This is a genomic window from Micromonospora sp. NRRL B-16802, from assembly GCF_001279555.1.
Classification (GTDB): domain Bacteria; phylum Actinomycetota; class Actinomycetes; order Mycobacteriales; family Micromonosporaceae; genus Micromonospora; species Micromonospora profundi.
Window position 1 is genome coordinate 186,959 of the sequence record NZ_LGEB01000064.1, and the last position, 14,266, is coordinate 201,224.

The following is a 14,266-nucleotide window of genomic DNA, read 5'->3' on the forward strand; positions in this document are numbered from 1 at the left end:
GGCCGACTCAGCTGCCGGGCCGGTTCATCACCGGGATGGTGATGGGGGTGTGCGACGCCGAGGTGCCGTTGTTGAGGAAGAGCATCGCCAGGCCGCGCACGAAGTGGTCGAAGGTGGAGAAGGTGCGCGGCATGACCGGGGACAGCCCTTCGCGGAACATGATGTACGTCGGCCATCCGGCTTCGATCACGCCTCGCGAGATGAGGTCGCGCGGCAACCGCAGCCAGTTGCCGATCTGGTCGCTGAGCACGTAGCGCGCGAACTCGCGTTGGAATCCCTTGGTGATGCCCAGGTCGAGCGACGAGGTCAGGTTCAACAGGATGTCGGCCAGGTCGATCCCCTCCCGAGTCGGCGCGAGGATCGGCGTCAGCGCGTACTGCGACTGCTCGTGGGCGGCGGCCCAGGTGGCGGGGATGAACTCGTCCCGTACGCCCAGCAGGTGCAGCGCGACCTGCCACATGTGCAGGTACGCCTCCTCCTCCGCCGCCGAGACCCGCAGGCCGTAGCGACGCCACTCCACCAACTTGCTGTGCACGTAGGTGCCCAGGCTGTGGAAGGTGATCAGGATGTCGCCGTTGCTGATCGGAATCGGATGGTCGGTGACCCCCCGCCACGCCGCTGACTGCGGCAGCAGATGCCGCACCGCGGCGTGCGTCAGGCGGGTCTTGGTGGAGGTGGTGATGAAGTTGCCCGTCGGCTTGAAGGCGTCGGGGGTGTTCAGGTCGTAGCCGTAGGTGAAGGTCTTCGCCGCGCGTGACTTCATGTCGGCGCCGCCCTCGGACCAGTAGACGTTACGGGCCTCGCGGGGGATGACAGTGCTCATGATGCCGCTGCCCAGCCCGTACAGCAGGAACAGGTACATGCTCATGCGCTTGTTGAACTGGGCGGCACGGTCCAGCTTGGCCTGGTCGGCCCACGACGGCAGCTTGTTGAACTGCCTGAGGTAGGTGGTGAGTGCGGGGGGCAGACCGCTGGGCACCGGGTCGCCGTTCTTGATGAACGATTTGAACGCGTTGTTGACGGCCGGGATCTGGCCATTGTCGAGCATGGAGGCGACGAGCGGGTCGGTGTCGTCGTCCCACACGTCCCACGGGTCCGTGACCGCGTTGGTCCCGGCGATCGAGTTGGTCGACGACCACGCCCACGCCTTGGGCACGTCAGTCACGGCTACCAGACCCAGCGCCGCGCCGAGGGTCAGGGCGCTTCGTCTGCTGAGATTTTCCATTAGCCACCGCTTTCCGGGCTAGCCGGACATCGCCCTGAACACCAGCTTGAGGTGGGTGCTACAAGCAGGTTTCAAGTTATCCGGGCGTGTGATTTTCTATTAACATAGAGGACCGTAACTCGGTCGGCAAGGGGTAGCGACCCGGGTCAACCGAAGGTGAGCACAGGCTTGATCGCGGAGCCGTCGCGCATGCCGGCCACGGCGTCACCGATGTTGTCGAAGGGAAAGGCGGCGATGAGCCGGTCCAGCGGAAAGAGGCCGCGTTGGTGAAGATCGGCCAGTACGGGGATGAAGCGCGTCGGGTCCGCGTCGCCCTCGATCACGCCGTGGACCCGGATCCCCTTGGTGAGCAGGCTCATGACGTCGAAGGCGACTGTGGCACCGACACCGACGAGGGCGAGGTCGCCCCGGGGACGCAGGAAGGCGACGGCCTGTTGAAGCATCTCCGGACGGCTGGTGGTGTCCACGATGTGGTGTGCGCCGCCACCGGTGAGGTCACGCACGTTGGTGACGAGGTCGGCCGCTTCCGGGTCCAGGCCCGCCGTGGCGCCGAGCTCGACGGCCAGGGCGCGTCGCGAGGCGACCGGCTCGATGACGATGACAGGGGCGCAGCCGCGCACGAGCGCGGCCATGAGCGCGGTGAGTCCGACCCCGCCGGCACCGATGACGACCAGGGAACTCCCCGGCTCGGGGCGCAGGCGGTTGAGTACCGTACCCGCCCCGGTCTGCGCACCGCAGCCAAGCGGCGCGGCGACGACGGCCGGCAGGTCGTCAGGGACCCGGATGGCGTTGCGCTCGTGGGCGAGCGCGAACGTGGCGAAGCTGGACTGGCCGAAGAACCCCGCGTGTACGGGTGCGCCGTCGCGGGACAACGGGGTGGTGCCGTCGCCCCGCCCGCCGGAGGTGTTCAGGGCCCCTTGGCGACGGCAGTACGCCGGATGACCAGCCACGCACTGCTCACACGCACCGCAACTGTTGAAGGTCAGGCAGACACGGTCACCCGGCGCGAGAGTGGTCACTGCCGCGCCGACCTCCTCGACCACGCCGGCACCCTCATGGCCGAAGACCATGGGAGTCAGCCGGCGGGGCCAGCTCGCCTGCATGCTGAGGTCGGTGTGACACAGGCCGGCAGCTGCCATTCGGACCAGCACCTCGTACGGCCGTGGGGCCTCGAGATCCAGGGCCTGGACGACGAACGGCCCGCCTGGGGTGTCGGTGACGGCAGCTCGGATTCGCATGGCGGACTCCTTCGCGAGCGGTCAGCCTCAGGCCGCGCGCTCGAGGACGAAATAGAAGAAGGGACCGTCGGCGGGGACGTTCTTGCCGTTCATGATCCCCATGAGGGTGTTCTCGTCAGCTCGCTTGAAGTGATCGAAGACCGGCTGCCCGTCGTAGACCATGGTGGCGGTCGACTCGCCACGGAACTCGACGGTCCACAGGCTGGCCTCGCCCTTGCCGAGCACGGTGTTGGAGTACAACTCGCCCCTGTCGTCGCGGCAGATCAGCGGCTTGACGTCGGTGCGGGAGACGAAGCGCTTGCCGTACCACCGGACCCGGTCCAGCTGCCCGTTGAGGGGGTGCCCCGTGTCGAGCGCGCTGCCCTTCCACTCGCCGAGAATCTCCTCGGGGCGAACCGTGTCCAACGCGGCCCAGATGTCGTCGAGTTCGGCGGCGGATACCCGGCCGCCCTGTCGGCGCAGCTCGGAGAAGCGGGTTCGGGCCGTGCTCGTGTTCATCGTGGCTTCCTCTCGCCGTTTGTGAAGGTCGTTGGCACCCGGCCGGATGCCGCACGCGGCCTTGACATCGGGCCGCGCCGTCGCCGAACCTGCTGGGGAGGTGATCGCGATGGCTGATGGCGGCCGACGCCGCTGGTTGCGCCGTATCGAGGCACTCGATCCGGTCCGCGACCATCACGAGATCTACCGCATTTCGATCGGCTACGAGTTTCCCTTCGACTACCAGCGGGCGCTGGAGCTGGCACTGCTGCGCACGTACTGCGTGCCGAGCATCTCGGCGCTGCTCGATGCCACCGGCGAGTTCCGGCTCCGCGCCCAGCGGCGGTACGACGACACCGCGCTGCTGATGGCTGAGATGGCCGAGCACGGCTACGACTCGCCGCGCGGCCGGCAGGCGCTCAAGGCCATCAACCGGGCACATCATCGGTACGCCATCTCCAACGACGACATGCGCTACGTCCTGTCCACGTTCGTGTACGAGCCGATCGACTGGCTGGACCGGTTCGGCTGGCGCCGGCTGCACGAGCACGAGCGGCTGGCCGCGTTCCACTACTACCGGGCTGTCGGCGCGCGCATGGGTATCCGCGACGTGCCGGACGACTTCGACGCGTTCCTCGACTTCAAGCGCGAGTACGAACGGGCCACGTTCCGCTACGACCCGAGCAACCAGCGCATCGCCGCACACACCCTGGATCTGTTCGCCTCCTGGTACCCGCGCCCGCTGCGCCGCGCCGCGCGGCTCGGCGTGCTCGCACTGCTGCCCGCCGAGCTGCGCGCCGCCTTCGGGCTCCCGGCCGCGCCGCGCTGGGTGTCCGCCGTGGTCACCTACGGGCTGCGGGGCCGGGCTGCGGCGGTACGCCTGATGCCGCCGCGCGGCACCAGCAGGCTGACAATCGCGCCGGACAACCGCACCTACCCCGGCTACCCGCACGGGTACGAGCCCTCCGACCTGGGTGCACCGCCACCGCCGCCCGACCTCGACCCGAAGTGGCTGGCCCGCCCGGTGCCGCCGCCGAGCACCGGGCCGGAGCCGCCGACCGATCGCTGACAGTGGTGTACGGCTATCCGGTGGTGGACCCGGCCGCCGGGACAGTCGACTGGTAGAGGCCGTCGATGCTGTCGCCGTACCGGTCGACGATGACCCGGCGGCGCAGCTTCAGCGTCGGAGTCAGCTCGCCCGACTCCGGCGTCCAACTCGACGGCAACACCTCGAAGGTCTTCACCTGCTCCGGTCGCGCGAGCCTGGCGTTCGCGGCGTCGACGGCGGCCTGGATCTCGGCGAGCAGCAGGGGGTCCGAGGCCAGGTGGGGCAGCTGCGCGTCGCTGATGCCACGTGCCCGCGCCCACTGGGGAGCGACCTCGTCGTCGAGCACGATCAGCGCTGTCACGTACGGTCGCCGGTCGCCGATCGCGACGGCCTGACCGATGAGCGGATGTGCCCGAAGCAGTCCTTCGATGTACGCCGGCGAGATGTTCTTGCCGCTGGAGGTGATGATGATTTCCTTCTTGCGGTCGGTGATGGTGAGGAAGCCGTCGTCGTCGATCGTGCCGACATCACCGGTGGCCAGCCAACCGTCCGCGTCGACGACCGGCTCGACGCTGCCGTCGGCGCGCAGGTATCCGGAGCACACCAACGGTCCGCGTACGAAGATCTCACCGTCGTCGGCGAGGCGTACCTGCATGCCCAGATGAGGCCGGCCGACGCTGCCGGTACGGAAACGCTCCGGCAGGTTGATGGTGGCGGTGCCGGTGGTCTCGGTCATGCCCCACACCTCCAGCACGTCGACGCCGAGCCCGGCCAGGAACCGCAGAACGTCGACCGGGATCGGGGCGGCGCCGCTGCCGGCCCAGACCATGTTCTGCAGGCCCAGTGTGGACTGGATCGGGCGCAGCACCGTGGCCTCGGCCTGCGCCAACTGAGCAGCCAGATCGTCGGGCACGGCCTCGCCCGCCGCGCGCAGTTCGTACGCCTGGAGGGCGACGGCGCTCGCGGCGCTGAAGGCGGCATGCACGGCGGGCTCCGCGGCGGCCAGATGGGCCTGGACGCCTGCGGCCATCTTCTCCCAGATTCGCGGGACGCCGAAGAACGAGAACGGAGCGACAGTGCGCAGGGCCTTGACGAGCTGGGTGGGGTCCGGGCAGATGGTCACGTGGCCGGCGCGGTAGATGGGGTTGTAGATGCCCAGGAACCGCTCCGCGATGTGGGCGAGCGGCAGGTAGGCCACCGACGGCGCGTGGTCGGGGACGAACACGTTGGCCTCCAGGGCCACGGCCTGGTAGATCACGTTGTGGTGGCTGAGCACGACCCCCTTCGGGTCACCGGTCGTCCCCGACGTGTAGAGCAACGTCACCGGCTGCTCAGGTCGGATCGCGCGCCAGCGTCGCTCGAAGGCGGCGGGGTCGGCCCGGTGCGCGGCCTGACCGACGGAACGCACCTGCGACAGCGGCACGGTCTTCGGGGACAGATCGTCGGGCTCGGCCGCGTCGACCACCACGATCCGGCGCAGGTGCGGAAGGTCCGGCAGGACCGGACGCCAGCGGGCCAGCGCGGCGGCGTTCTCCAGCACTAGCACCTGGGCGCTGCTGTGTAGTGCCACGTAGCGCATCTGGTCGGTGCTCAGCGTCGGATAGATCGTGGAGGGCACCGCGCCCAGGTGGACTGCGGCGAGGTCGACAAGCCAGTGCTCCGGCCGACTCGACATCATGATCAGCATGTGGCCGCCCGGCTCCAGGCCGATGTCGGCCAGGCCGCCGGCGAGCTCGGCGACCTCGCCGTGCAGTTGCGCCCACGTGCGGGTGTCGTCGCGGTCGAGCGTGGTCAGCGCCGGCAGGTCGGCGAAGTCTGTGGCGTTGCGGTGCAGCAGGACGGGAACAGTCAGATTGGCGGCCGTCTTGGCGCATTGGTCGGCAAGAGCGTCGGCGGGGTCCATGGGGTTACTCCTTCAGCCGTAACCGGGCCTGGTGGGGTGAGGCCGGTGTACCCCTCATCGTGGTGGTGGCGAGGGTGCCGCAGCCTGTGACAGCACTGTAAACGAGGGCTAACTTTCTGGGAAGGACCGACTGTCCGCACGGGCTAATCTGGATCGCAGTCGTGACCCGCGCTAGAACTTCGCCTAACCAAACGGCCGCCCCGGGCAGGGGCGGCCGCAGCGGCGCTCGTCGGGACAGGACCGGTGTTACTGCGCGGTCCACCCGCCGTCGACGTGCAGGACGCTGCCGGTGACATAGCTGGCGGCGTCCGACGCCAGGAAGGCGACGGCGCCGACGACCTCGTGCGGCAGCCCGAAGCGGCCCATCGGAATCCGCTCGCGCAACCGCCTCGACCACTGGTCGTGGCTGCGCAGCCCTGCCGTCATCGGTGTCTCCAGGTAGCCGGGCGCGACCGCGTTCACCCGGACGCCGGCGGCCGCCCACTCCAGTGCCAGCGTCCGGGTGAGCTGCTCGACCCCGCCCTTGCTGGCGCTGTAGGCGGCCAGCCGCGGAAGACCGACCTGGCCGTGCACCGAGGACATGTTGACGATGCTGCCCGCGCCCTGCTCGATCATGATCGCGCCGGCGGCGCGGGCGCAGATGAACACCCCGGACAGGTTGGTGTCGATCACCTGCTGCCAGTCCGCGACGCTCAGTTGCTCGCTGCGGTGCAGCGCCGGGCTGATGCCGGCGTTGTTCACCAGGATGTCCAGGCGATCCCATCGTCGCCGGGCCAACGTCACGACGGCTTCGGCAACAGCCTCGTCGGTGACGTCGCCGGCCACGATGTCCGCCGTGCCACCGTTGGCGACTATCTTGTCGCGCACCGCCTCCAACGCGTCCAACCGGCGCGACTGGAGGATCACGGAAGCGCCCGCCTCCGCCAGCCCTTCGGCGATCGCCGCCCCCACGCCCTGGCCGGCGCCCGTCACCCAGGCGACCTTGCCCTGAAGCTGCCCGTCGACCACGCTCATCTCGTTTCCTCTCCTCGACGGTGTCCGTCACGAGCCAGCGTCGCGACGCCCCGCCGTCGACCACGCGCTGTCCCATGTGCACAAGCGCCTCTGCCGCCCGGCCATTTCCGCGGGGCGCCTCTTCGGTCATGGACCGTCCGATCGCGACGGAACACCGCAACCCCTTGCCACAGTGGGGATTGCGGACGGCGTGGCGTCCGTGCAGTTCAGGTTGGGCCGAACATCGACCGTCATCGCATTCGGCCTTGTGATCACCGGCACAGTGTGCTCTCATCTGATACACAGTCGCAACATTTGTTTCACCGTATCAATGGCCTCGACCCCGAGGAGTGAACGTGGAACCAGTCAGCAGACGCAGGATGTTGCAGGTCGGTGGGGCCTTGGGCGCGCTCGGCGCGTTGAGTGCCACCACGCCAGCGCAGGCCGCACCATGGTCCTGGTCCCCAATGGGCTCGGTCGCGGGCGCCGGGGCGGGCACCGATCCGCGATGGGTGTGGGACGAAGAGGCCGACCCTCTGGTCGCCTCGCTGCTCGACAGGGGCGACGCGCCGTTGGTCAACCGGGTGCTGCGGACCTGGACCAGGAACGGGCAGCCGCTGCCGGACGGTCTGCCCGCTGACGTACACCAGTTCATCCAACGTGCCCGTCAGCTTCCGTCCTGGGTCGACCAGGGCAAGCTCGCCACCGCGGTGCAGTTCAACGAGAAGCGGGGGCTCTACCTCGGCGTCCTGTACGGCCTGGCCAGCGGCATGATGAGCACTGTCATTCCGAAGGAGGCCCGCGCCGTCTACTACTCCGAGGGCGGCGCGGACATGAAGGACCGCATCTCCAAAACGGCAAAGCTCGGGTACGACATCGGCACGGCCAACGCCTACCAGCCCACCGGCTCGATGATCGTGACGGCCGTCAAGACCCGGCTGGCCCACGCCGGCGTACGTCATCTCCTGCCGCAGTCGCCGAGGTGGGTGGCCGTCGCCCCGGAGGACATCCCGATCAGTCAGCGGGACATGATGGTCACGTGGCACAGCCTGCCGACCACTGTCATGCGCCAGCTGAATGCGTGGCGGGTTCCGATCCCCACCCGGGAGTCGACAGCATTCCTCCACCTGTGGCAGGTGGCCGCACACATGCTGGGCATCAAGGACGAGTACATCCCTGCCACGTGGAGTGAGGCCAACGCCCAGGCCGACCAGGTCCTCGACCCGGTGCTGGCACCGACCCCCGAGGGCATCGCGCTCGCGGACATCCTGCTCGACCTCGGCAAGGAGATCGACGCCGGCATCCTGAGCAAGCCCATCCTCGGCTCGTTCACGAGGTTCCTGCTCGGCAACCAGATCGCCAACTGGTTGCAGATCCCCCGGGAACCGCTCTGGGACACCCTGTTGCAGACGGCCTGGGGGCCGTTCATCGCCGTCCGGGAGGCGCTGCTTCCGCTTCCCCTCGCGCCGCCGTCGTACTGGCTCTTCGACGAGTTCCTGCGCAAGCTGGCCCTGCTCTTCCTGTCCGAGGGGCAGCAGATCAACATCGAGATCCCGCTCGGCAACCGTCCATCCTGATCGTGCACGTCGCAGTCGGGGACGCGGCCGATGTCGCGTCCCCGACCCCTGCCGACGCACCACACCCAGTTCGCGAGACAGCACACCGATCAGCAGTGAGAACGGCCATGGTGGAGCGCAATTCCCGGGGACGCTTCCCCGGGTACGTGCTGGCCGCGCCGGTGCTGGTGACCGCTGCGGAACTGGTGACGACCCCCGGTGCTGCCGCGCTGCCGTCGTCGGACCCGATGGAGCTGCTCGGCCTCAACGACATCATGACCGCCGTGGCGCTGACCACATCGGCACTGATCGCCGTCGAGGTCAGTGAGGACGGAACCGTCTCGTTCGCGGTGCCCCGAGCCCTGATGGGGCAGACGGCCACCACCTCGACCGCCGCCCTGATCGCCGAGGAACTCTCTGTCCCGCGCGGACGGATCCGCGTCGCACTTGCCGACGCACGGCCGGAACGTGCGGGCACCCCGGCTGCCGGCGGGCCGTCCTATGCGCCGATCCGGGTCGCCGCTGCCATCGCCCGACAACGGCTCCTGAGGGCCGCGTCGACAGTGTTCGACGTACCCCTCGGCGATCTGCGGCTGGAGGCCGGCTTCGTCACCGACGGCGCCGGCCGGAGGGTCGACATCGGCGCCCTCGCCACGAGGGCCGCCAGCCCGAGCACCCTCGCCGTGGCTGTGGAACTCGCCCCGCGCGACGGCCGCACCGTCGTCGGCCATCCGGCGGTCGGGCCCGCGCGCGGGCGCTAGATCCCTTGACAGCGGAAGGTGTGCGCGGCCACACTAATTTTGCTAATTCGATTTAGCGCAGCATCAGGTCCAGAGAGTGCCGGAACGGGTCGTTATCGACGGGCGCGAGCCCGGGTGGCCCAGGAGGAGGCTCTTCACGTCCCACCACCACCAACCCGCGTCCCGTCCCCAGACGCCTTCAGCTCCGGTGGCTCCTCCGGTAGTGAGCCGAATCAAGCGCTGCGCCCCCGGTTGGGGCTCGATCAGTGCTGCCCTCAGTCGACAGTGTCCGAATAGAACCGTGGGTCTGAAAGGCCGTGATATGAGACTACAAAGGTGTGTGCTCAGATGAGGAAGGCGATCGGAAGGCGCGGGTTCGCGCGTGCGGTCGCGTTGCTCGCGTTCGCGTCACTCGGTGCCAGCGCGATCGTCTCCGCGCCGGCTGCCGCCGCCGCCACGACCGCGCTTGTGGAAGGTGCGACCGTCACTGCGGACAGCGCCTCACCGACCGGCTACACCGTCACGTTCGTCTACCACAACCCCAACGCCACGCAGGTCCGCCTGGCCGGCGACCTGACGCTGCTCGACGTCGGCACCGGCACCACGCGGTACCAGCCGGAAGCCTGGCAGCCGGGTCGGTACCACTCCGGAGGCACCGAGTTCCTCAGGGACATGACCAGGGACCCTGCCGGCTACTGGTCGGTCTCGCTCCCGCTGCACGCCGGCAGCCTCAGCTACTGGTACCGGGTCTGGGACCCCACCCAGGGTTGGGTCAACAAGCGCATCTGGGACCCGGCCTCGACCAACCCCCGGCCCCCGGGTGAGTCCTCGTTCCGGGTCCGGAACAACGACGTCCTCGACGCCGTGTACGTGCCGTACGCCGACAAGCAGAACGACCCGGTGCTGAAGGCGCGTTCTGAGTACGAGCTGCCAGTGGCCGACCCCGCGCGGCGGGGCACCGTCCGGTACATCCCCTACACCACGATCCTCGGCGACAGCGGCCACTACCTCGGTGTCTACCTGCCGCCGAACTACGACCCGAACCGCGCCCAGCCGTACAAGGTCGCGTATCTCGCCCACGGCATCTTCGGCGACGAGACCGACTTCATGGTCCCCGCGAACGTCCCGAACATCCTCGACAACATGACGGCCAAGGGCGAGATCGAGCCGACGGTGGTCGTCACCATGGGCAACCACTTCACGGGTACGAGCCTCGGGTTCGCCTCGTACAACCAGACCAACGCCGCGAACAACCTGGTCCAGACGATCCTGCCGCTGATCGAGTCCACCTACAACGTCTCCACCGAGCGGGAGGGGCGCGCCTACGGCGGGTTCTCCTACGGCGGGTCGACCGGCGGCTTCGTCATCCGTAACTACCCGACCACGTTCGGCTTCTACGGGCACTTCTCCGGCAACCCGTCCCTCACCCCGCAGGACTACGACAACATCGCCGCGGCGGTCGGCGACGACGATCTCTTCGTGTTTCTCGGCAACGGCGTCTTCGAGGGCAACCTCAACGCCCATAACGGCATCGCGAACAACTTCCGGGCACGCGGGTACGACGCCTACACCACCCAGGTGCCCGGTGCGCACGACGGGATGACCGCCGGCCAACTGTTCACGATCTTCGCGCGGGACTTCCTGTGGTCGGGGGTCGACTCGGTGTCGGTGACCCCCGCGACCGAGACCCTGACGCGGGGCTGGAACTGGACCCGGCAGTTCGCCGCCCAGGTCACCACCAACGACGGGGTGAGCCCGGCGGTCACGTGGTCGGTCACGGGAGCGACGTCGGCGGGTACGACCATCTCCGCGGACGGTCGGCTCTCGGTGGCGGCGAACGAGACCGCGTCGGCGCTCACCGTCGTGGCGACGTCGGTGGTCGACCCGACCAAGGCGGGCACGGCAGGGGTCACCCTGACGCCCCCGGGCGCGGCACGGGTCGTGGTGAAGGCGAAGGCCGCGCCCGCGTCGATCGTCAGGGGTGGCACGTTCACACTGGACGTCGACCTGCGGGCGCAGACCCAGCACAAGAAGGCGCCGCAGGTGACAGGTGAGATCGCCGTGACCTTCGGTGGCAGCACGCAGGTGGTGTCGCTCACCGATGGCGCGGCCGTCGTCAACCTGCCGACCAGCGGCCTGTCGGCCGGGGGATACCCGGTCCACGTCGCCTACTCCGGCGACACGACCTACGCCTCCACCGCGGCCGTTCATCAGCAGCTGCGGGTGCGGTAGCCCTTCGGCATGGTGGGCCGGCGATCGCACTGTCGTCGGCCCACCATCAGCGGCGCCGTCCGGCCGGAGCCCCGAGTCGGGGCACGGCCCGGCGGCGTCTGACGATCAGGCGTCCGCCGTGGCGGCCAACGCGCGCAGGTCGCAGCCGGCGAGCGCGTCCGACTGGGGTACGTGGGCGAGGTCGGCCTCGGCGAGCCCGAGCCGGCCGTACGCGTTGTGCAGCGCCGCCACCACGGCGCCCAACGCGCCGGAGAGGTCCCCGAGTTCGGCGCTCTGGACGACCGCCGGGGCGGAGGGCACGATCTCCCTCAGCCGACTCCCCAATCGGCCGAGATCGGGTGTGAGCGCGTGGGAGATGCCGCCGCCGAGGACGATCACCTCGGGTTCGTAGGCCACCACGGCGGCGGTGAGGATGATCAGCAGTGCCTGCTCGACGTACTGCTTGACCGGCACCAGGCGGGGATCGGTGGAGTGGAAGACGTCTGCCGCGTTGTCGAACGGTAGGCCGAGGTCGCGGGCGCGGGCGAGGATTCCGGGCCCGGTGATGATCTGTTCGAGTGCGCCGCCCAGCGGGCCGGCCGGCAGGTGCCCGAACTCGCCCACCATGCCGCTGCGGCCCCGGAACAGCCGCCGTTCGATGGCGACGCCGGCACCGAGCCCGGCCCCGATCGTGAACATCACAGCTGTCTGCGTGTCGCGCGCCGCGCCGAAGCGCAGCTCACCCAGCAGCGCGTAGTTGGAGTCGTTGTCCACCTCGATGCCGGTGGCCAGCCGCTTCTCCAGCAGGCGGAGGAACTCCGGATCCTCGACCTGGGGAAGGTTCGGCGCGTTACGGACGGTGCGGTCGTGCTGCCGGACGGCACCGGGCAGCCCCACCGCCACGCAGTCGAGCCGGTCGAGATGATCGCCGACGGTCTGCCGGATGAGGTCGGCCAGCCAGTGGGCCAGCCGGGGGGCGTCGTAGTCGGCCGGGGTGGGGACCGTGCGGCCCACCAGCGGCGTGGCGGCGAGGTCGGCCACCACCAGGCGGACGTTGGAACCGCCGACGTCGACTCCGCAGACCACGCCCCGTCCGGCGGCGATCGCCACCCGTGTCGCCCGCCGGCCCCGGGTGGTGCTCGGGGTGCCGTCGGTCTCGGTCAGCAGCCCTTCGTCGAGGAGTTGTTCGACGATGCGTGACACCGTGGCGGGGGAGAGGTCGGTCTCCTGGCCGATGGCGGTGCGGGTCACCGGGCCGTGGGTGAGGACGTGCGTCAGCACCGTCGACCGGTTCGCGCGTCGCGGCGCCTGTGCTTCCACGTCCACCTCCCCTATTTCTTTCCGACCGAATGTTAAGGCTGCGCCCTGGCCGCCGCAACACCCGAGCGCGTGTCGGTTCGCCCGGCTCCAGGGATACCGCCGGTAGCCCGCGCTGTCGGCCGCATTTCCGTCGTAGCCGGACAGATACCCATCTTTGCGGTCGAACCGCGTGGCCGAAATCTCCGAGCGGGCCTCTTGACGGGTGTGAGCAGGGACGTTAATACTTTCACCCTGAACGGAAATAGAGGCCGCCGCCCCGCCGGTACGGACCGGAGCCGGGGTGACGGCACGGGTCCCTTGTCACGTGCCGTGCTGGTCACGTCGGAACCCCGTCTCAGTCCGGAGCCACCGGCTCCGGGCCCGTTGCTGTGGAGGGAAGAGCTATGAATCTCACCCGTAGGCGTGGGGCAGTTCTGGGCGCGATCTGCGCCCTGGCGCTCATGGTCAGCGCCTGCTCGAACGAGACGTCCGGTGACGACGGCGGCGCGTCGAGCGGCCCTCGCACCGAACCGAGCCTGTCGTTCGTCGGCCCCGGCGGGGAGACGCCCACCGCCGCCGACCAGCTTTCGCTGACCCCCGAGGAGCAGCAGAAGGTCAAGGACGGCAACTTCTCGGCCGCGTTCGTCTGGCACGAGGGTTCCGCGCTGACCAAGGCTGTGGAGTCCGGCGTCCGCAAGGAGTTCGACCAGCTCGGCATCAAGGTGCTGGCCAGCACCAGCGCCGAGTTCGACGCCGCCCGGCAGGCCAACAACCTGCAGACCGTCCTGGCGCTCAAGCCCGACCTGATCGTCACGATCGCTGTCGACCCCACCGCGGCCGCGGCGGCCTTCAAGCCCGCTGTCGACGCCGGCGTCAAGCTGGTCGTGATGACCACCCCGCCGAAGGGCTACAAGGCCGGGGAGCAGATCGTCGGCATCGTCACCGCCGACCTGACCGCGTTCGGTAAGGCCAACGCGGAAATGCTCGGCAAGGCGCTCGGCGGTAAGGGCAAGGTCGGCTACATCTACCACGACGCCGACTTCTGGTTCACCAACCAGCGGGACAAGGCGTTCAAGGACTGGCTGAACTTCCTCTACCCCGACATCAAGATCGTCGAGGAGACCGGGTTCTCCGACCCGGCGCGGACCGAGGACATCGCCACCGCGATGCTGACCCGCCACTCCGACCTGAACGGCGTCTACGTCGCCTGGGCCACCGCCGCCGAGGGCGTGCTCGCCGCGACCCGGCAGCAGGGTCGTACCGACGTCAAGATCGTCACGAACGACCTGGAGGCGAACCTCGCCGCCGACCTGGTCAAGGGCGGCAACATCGCCGGCATCGTCGCCAACGGCTCCACCCGGCTCGGCCAGAGCCTGGGCATCGTCTCGGCCTACGGGCTGCTCGGCAAGAAGGCGCCGGAGCTGGTCGTCGGCTCGCCGATGGCCGCCACCAAGGAGAACATCGCCGAGGCCTGGCGCGACGACTACGGCCAGGAGCCGCCGGCCGAGGTGCGCGCCAACTAACGGCAGGTGACGCGAGGCCCGGGGTCTGTCCCCGACGGGACCCCGGGCCTCAC

At 69.2% G+C, this 14,266-nt stretch carries 11 protein-coding genes; 5 read left to right on the plus strand and 6 right to left on the minus strand.

Features of this window, described 5'->3' with window-relative positions; translation table 11 throughout:
* Positions 1 to 7: 7 nt before the first annotated feature.
* The 3 genes from ADK66_RS17625 to ADK66_RS17635 form a co-directional block, all read right to left on the minus strand.
* Complete coding sequence (locus tag ADK66_RS17625) at positions 8 to 1,225, minus strand: oxygenase MpaB family protein (protein WP_053656626.1); 1,218 nt, start codon at positions 1,223 to 1,225, stop codon at positions 8 to 10.
* A 146-nt stretch (positions 1,226 to 1,371) separates the two neighbouring features.
* Complete coding sequence (locus tag ADK66_RS17630) at positions 1,372 to 2,463, minus strand: NAD(P)-dependent alcohol dehydrogenase (protein ID WP_053656628.1); 1,092 nt, start codon at positions 2,461 to 2,463, stop codon at positions 1,372 to 1,374.
* A 27-nt stretch (positions 2,464 to 2,490) separates the two neighbouring features.
* Positions 2,491 to 2,961 (minus strand): DUF4334 domain-containing protein, encoded by a 471-nt coding sequence (locus tag ADK66_RS17635; protein WP_053656630.1) that lies wholly within the window; start codon positions 2,959 to 2,961, stop codon positions 2,491 to 2,493.
* Between the two features lie 109 nt (positions 2,962 to 3,070).
* On the opposite strand from ADK66_RS17635, the gene ADK66_RS17640 reads away from it, so the two are divergent.
* Positions 3,071 to 4,009, plus strand: a complete 939-nt coding sequence (locus tag ADK66_RS17640) for an oxygenase MpaB family protein (RefSeq protein ID WP_053656939.1) — start codon at positions 3,071 to 3,073, stop codon at positions 4,007 to 4,009.
* A 13-nt stretch (positions 4,010 to 4,022) separates the two neighbouring features.
* Here ADK66_RS17640 and ADK66_RS17645 read toward each other — a convergent pair whose 3' ends face one another.
* On the minus strand, positions 4,023 to 5,891 hold the full coding sequence (locus ADK66_RS17645; protein ID WP_053656632.1) for a long-chain fatty acid--CoA ligase: 1,869 nt from the start codon (positions 5,889 to 5,891) through the stop codon (positions 4,023 to 4,025).
* Positions 5,892 to 6,137: 246 nt separating this feature from the next.
* A complete protein-coding gene (locus tag ADK66_RS17650) occupies positions 6,138 to 6,905 on the minus strand; it encodes an SDR family NAD(P)-dependent oxidoreductase (protein WP_053656634.1) in 768 nt (255 codons plus the stop codon).
* 335 nt (positions 6,906 to 7,240) lie between these two features.
* Here ADK66_RS17650 and ADK66_RS17655 point away from each other — a divergent pair, with 335 nt between their 5' ends.
* From ADK66_RS17655 to ADK66_RS17665, 3 genes are all read left to right on the plus strand, one after another.
* Positions 7,241 to 8,461, plus strand: a complete 1,221-nt coding sequence (locus ADK66_RS17655; protein WP_053656941.1) for an oxygenase MpaB family protein — start codon at positions 7,241 to 7,243, stop codon at positions 8,459 to 8,461.
* Between the two features lie 107 nt (positions 8,462 to 8,568).
* Entirely contained in the window at positions 8,569 to 9,201 is a 633-nt protein-coding gene (locus ADK66_RS17660; protein WP_053656636.1) for a molybdopterin cofactor-binding domain-containing protein, read from the plus strand.
* 327 nt (positions 9,202 to 9,528) lie between these two features.
* Positions 9,529 to 11,412 carry an alpha/beta hydrolase-fold protein gene (locus ADK66_RS17665; RefSeq protein WP_053656638.1) on the plus strand — a complete coding sequence of 628 codons (1,884 nt, stop codon included), beginning with the start codon at positions 9,529 to 9,531 and terminating at the stop codon, positions 11,410 to 11,412.
* Between the two features lie 105 nt (positions 11,413 to 11,517).
* On the opposite strand, the gene ADK66_RS17670 is transcribed toward ADK66_RS17665, so the two are convergent.
* The gene (locus tag ADK66_RS17670; RefSeq protein WP_053656640.1) at positions 11,518 to 12,711 is read right to left on the minus strand and encodes an ROK family transcriptional regulator; all 1,194 of its coding nucleotides are present in this window, start codon (positions 12,709 to 12,711) and stop codon (positions 11,518 to 11,520) included.
* A gap of 383 nt (positions 12,712 to 13,094) precedes the next feature.
* Here ADK66_RS17670 and ADK66_RS17675 point away from each other — a divergent pair, with 383 nt between their 5' ends.
* Positions 13,095 to 14,213 (plus strand): substrate-binding domain-containing protein, encoded by a 1,119-nt coding sequence (locus ADK66_RS17675; protein ID WP_053656641.1) that lies wholly within the window; start codon positions 13,095 to 13,097, stop codon positions 14,211 to 14,213.
* Positions 14,214 to 14,266: the final 53 nt, after the last annotated feature.

Excerpts from the sequence above, each read along its gene's own strand:
- ADK66_RS17675 (WP_053656641.1), top strand. The coding sequence starts at position 13,095 with ATGAATCTCACCCGTAGGCGTGGGGCAGTTCTGGGCGCGATCTGCGCC.
- ADK66_RS17665 (WP_053656638.1), top strand. The coding sequence starts at position 9,529 with ATGAGGAAGGCGATCGGAAGGCGCGGGTTCGCGCGTGCGGTCGCGTTG.
- ADK66_RS17660 (WP_053656636.1), top strand. The coding sequence starts at position 8,569 with ATGGTGGAGCGCAATTCCCGGGGACGCTTCCCCGGGTACGTGCTGGCC.
- ADK66_RS17645 (WP_053656632.1), bottom strand. The coding sequence starts at position 5,891 with ATGGACCCCGCCGACGCTCTTGCCGACCAATGCGCCAAGACGGCCGCC.
- ADK66_RS17630 (WP_053656628.1), bottom strand. The coding sequence starts at position 2,463 with ATGCGAATCCGAGCTGCCGTCACCGACACCCCAGGCGGGCCGTTCGTC.
- ADK66_RS17650 (WP_053656634.1), bottom strand. The coding sequence starts at position 6,905 with ATGAGCGTGGTCGACGGGCAGCTTCAGGGCAAGGTCGCCTGGGTGACG.
- ADK66_RS17625 (WP_053656626.1), bottom strand. The coding sequence starts at position 1,225 with ATGGAAAATCTCAGCAGACGAAGCGCCCTGACCCTCGGCGCGGCGCTG.
- ADK66_RS17640 (WP_053656939.1), top strand. The coding sequence starts at position 3,071 with ATGGCTGATGGCGGCCGACGCCGCTGGTTGCGCCGTATCGAGGCACTC.
- ADK66_RS17635 (WP_053656630.1), bottom strand. The coding sequence starts at position 2,961 with ATGAACACGAGCACGGCCCGAACCCGCTTCTCCGAGCTGCGCCGACAG.